This is a genomic window from Fibrobacter sp. (assembly GCF_045131395.1).
Lineage (GTDB): Bacteria > Fibrobacterota > Fibrobacteria > Fibrobacterales > Fibrobacteraceae > Fibrobacter.
Window position 1 is genome coordinate 1 of sequence record NZ_JBGUQY010000015.1, and the last position, 3021, is coordinate 3021.

The window sequence follows — 3021 nt, forward strand, 5'->3', positions numbered from 1 at the left end:
ACAGTCCTTAATAGTTTTCACCCGCAATTTTTGTTGCGGGTTTTTCTTTATTTTTTCATATCTCTGACAATTGAGAATGCAAGGCCAACCGAACCAATATCAATGATATTCTGATTCGATTGATTGCTTATAAAATCGAATCCCTTTTGATATAAAAACGTTAATAAATCACGTTCAGTCATTCCCCTGTCGATTATTTCCTCGGCGCTCTCTCTTATTATCTGAATCAACTGATTCAGTCTTGTTTCCTGTTCCGGTGTCATTGATTAATCCTATGTCGATTAATGGTGTCTGCTGTTCTGGAACTGACGGCGGAACCGTCTGAACAGGTTGTGTCTTTTCTTCGTATTTACAGATAGCTTTCAGCTTGCTGACCCTTGCATCCGTGATTTCTGATGCATAGACATTGGCCAACAACCATTCATTCGCCTTGATCATCTGTGGTGTGAATGCTTTGTTGTTGACCTGTGAAAACCAACAATAAAGAATCTTGCATGCCTGTTCACGTGAAGTTTTCGGGATTCTGACCCCTTCGACAACATACAAGAACACTTTGCCGGAACTTGCCGGATGTTCGTGATTCCAGTAATCAATTATGTTCAGATTCCGCGGGTCCGGAATTTCACACATTCCGGAATTTGCAGATTTTATCAATTTCCACGTCTGACCGGAACTGTCTGTGAACTGCTGCACCGGTTCGAATCCGTCAATCTGCGTCAAATTAAGTGCGGGCAATGAATTTGCCCCATACAGATTGTTAATATAATTCTGACTTATTTCATTCATGATTTATTCGCCAATAACGAAGTAATGCAACAGATAAGTGATAAATATTTGTTATTTTTTCATCATGTGTTTTGGCATTCATCAATTCTTGATATTCCATTTCAATAATTTTCTTCACGCCCTGGTCAGTGTTTACATCGTATTTTTTCCAAGTCTCCGGCGGATTTTTATCGACTTCATGCGACATCTTCATGAATTCGGCATCAGGTGATCCGTGATATATATCATCATCGTTCCGCGCATCTTTTTCTGAAACATGCTTCTTAATTGTGATAATTTCCATTTGTGAATCCTTTTTTGCAGAAATGCCCGACTTTGAAATCGGGCATTGATTAATCAAACAACTGCACTATGCACCGGCTGTTGTGGTTGCCGGTTTAAGCGCGTTAATGATTGTAGCTGTCTGCTGTGCCATCGCATTCATATTGATAATCTGTTCCCTTAAAGATTCAACTTCGGCAGACTTTGCAGCGAGCTGATCGCGGTATCCCTGTGTTTGGATCTCGCGCTGCAATTCTCTGTTTGCGCACCCCTCGGTTTCAATTGCTCTAAGAACCTGACAACAACATGCCTGTTGCTGACTTGCTAGTTCTTGAGCCTGAAGACGTGACTGTGCTGCCTGATCAGCAATATTCAGATTAAGCGCACCGACACCACGATCAATTGATGAATTGATCCCGCCGAAACCCTGACACATTGCCAGATTCGTCGCACCTTGTGACTGAATCTGGTTCAATGTGTTGCTATATATGCCCTGTTGGGTATTCATTGCAGTTGAATTGATTGCACCAACAATCGCGTCACCGGTAGAATTGATTAAATTACCGACAAATTGATTGCTGTTTGCAGTCTGCATTAATAAGTCTCTGTCTGCGTTGGCAATCTGGCCGGAAACATTGTTCAACTGACCCTGAATGCCGTTCAGTGCGCCGGTATCATATCCGATTCCGGCACGATTGCCACCAAAACCACCGAAACCACCATTGCCCAACCAAGAACCGATCAGACCACCGAAACCGGCACCAAGTGCAGTGCCACCCCAACCGCCACCGGCGGTGTTCGGTAAAATGGTATGCGTTACTTCATCCATTTTCTTTTCCCCTTTATATCTACAACAAACAAAGCGTTTGCACGCTTTCCCCCTCTCTTTGTAAATATAATAAATCGAAAATGAATGCTGTTTTGATAAGCATTATTTAATATTCATTTGCAATCACAAATTTGAAAAATTTACATTTCTTTGTATTTTTTTCACAAATTCGTCGGTGATAAATTCGGCATTTTTCCGAACTTCGGAAAGGTATTTTCCAAAGTAATAATCGGCACCGTCAATTGCCCTGGAATCCGACCAAGGTTTAAAAAGGCCGACAAAATGAATCATCACCGGAGACACACAACGATAATTCCTGTCAGTAAACATCAGATTGTATGATGCCGGAATGTTTCTGATTTTTTCTGAATACCTATAATTGATGAAATCCTGTTCCGGACAGTATATGTCATCAAGATATTTCTTTAAAAAATCAAAATAATCATAAATAGACAAATCTTGAATTGCATTCGCACCATATACGACAAGGCCGGTGTTGATATACGAATCTGATGTGATTATTTCTTTCAGATTCAATTTTGTCATCCATCGATTCCGGTTATCTCGTTCAGACACACCGGAAATTTCCGCCGGTGTGCATTCCTGAAGTAATCTGTTCAGACTGCCGCAAAAAATTGTGTCCAAATCAAAATTAAGAATCACATCAAATTCATTTTTTAATTCGGACAACAACATGATTCTTGCGGCATATGCTGACATTGCCCGCCTGTCAGGAACAAATAAACTGAATAACCGGTTATTTTTTCCAACCTCGGAAAATATGACAATCTGATGATTAGGAACGTCAATTGCCCTGAATTCAACATCTTTGCCGACAGCTGCAAACAGCAAATCAAGATTCATTCCGGATTCATAGCCGACAATCAAATGAATGTTCGGATTGAATCTTCGGAATGAATTAATTGATACAATTGCCGGTTCAATATAATTTGCATCAACATAACAGCAAGCACATTTATAGATCATCGGTGAACACCTCTGCATTGTAGTTAATAAGTTTAACCGTGCATTTCTTGTCGCTCGGCTGAATCTCTGTGACCCAACATTTCACAAGTTCGCCGATTGCAAAAAACGGATATTCAATTGACACACCGAAATCGGCATTCCATGTCAACGCGGAATCA

The 3021-nt window shown here is 40.6% G+C and carries 4 protein-coding genes; all 4 read right to left on the bottom strand.

Translation table 11 applies throughout. The features are described from left to right. Positions 1-174: 174 nt before the first annotated feature. The 4 genes from ACJMNB_RS05085 to ACJMNB_RS05100 all read right to left on the bottom strand — a co-directional run bounded on the left by ACJMNB_RS05085 (position 175) and on the right by ACJMNB_RS05100 (position 2881). Positions 175-786, bottom strand: a complete 612-nt coding sequence (locus ACJMNB_RS05085; protein ID WP_405339623.1) for a hypothetical protein — start codon at positions 784-786, stop codon at positions 175-177. After that, positions 779-1069 (bottom strand): hypothetical protein, encoded by a 291-nt coding sequence (locus tag ACJMNB_RS05090; protein ID WP_405339625.1) that lies wholly within the window; start codon positions 1067-1069, stop codon positions 779-781. The genes ACJMNB_RS05085 and ACJMNB_RS05090 overlap by 8 nt, the downstream gene beginning before the upstream one ends. Before the next feature lie 66 nt (positions 1070-1135). Then, on the bottom strand, positions 1136-1876 hold the full coding sequence (locus tag ACJMNB_RS05095; RefSeq protein WP_405339627.1) for a hypothetical protein: 741 nt from the start codon (positions 1874-1876) through the stop codon (positions 1136-1138). Positions 1877-1999: 123 nt separating this feature from the next. Continuing rightward, positions 2000-2881, bottom strand: a complete 882-nt coding sequence (locus ACJMNB_RS05100; protein WP_405339629.1) for a glycosyltransferase — start codon at positions 2879-2881, stop codon at positions 2000-2002. Between the last annotated feature and the right edge of the window lie 140 nt (positions 2882-3021).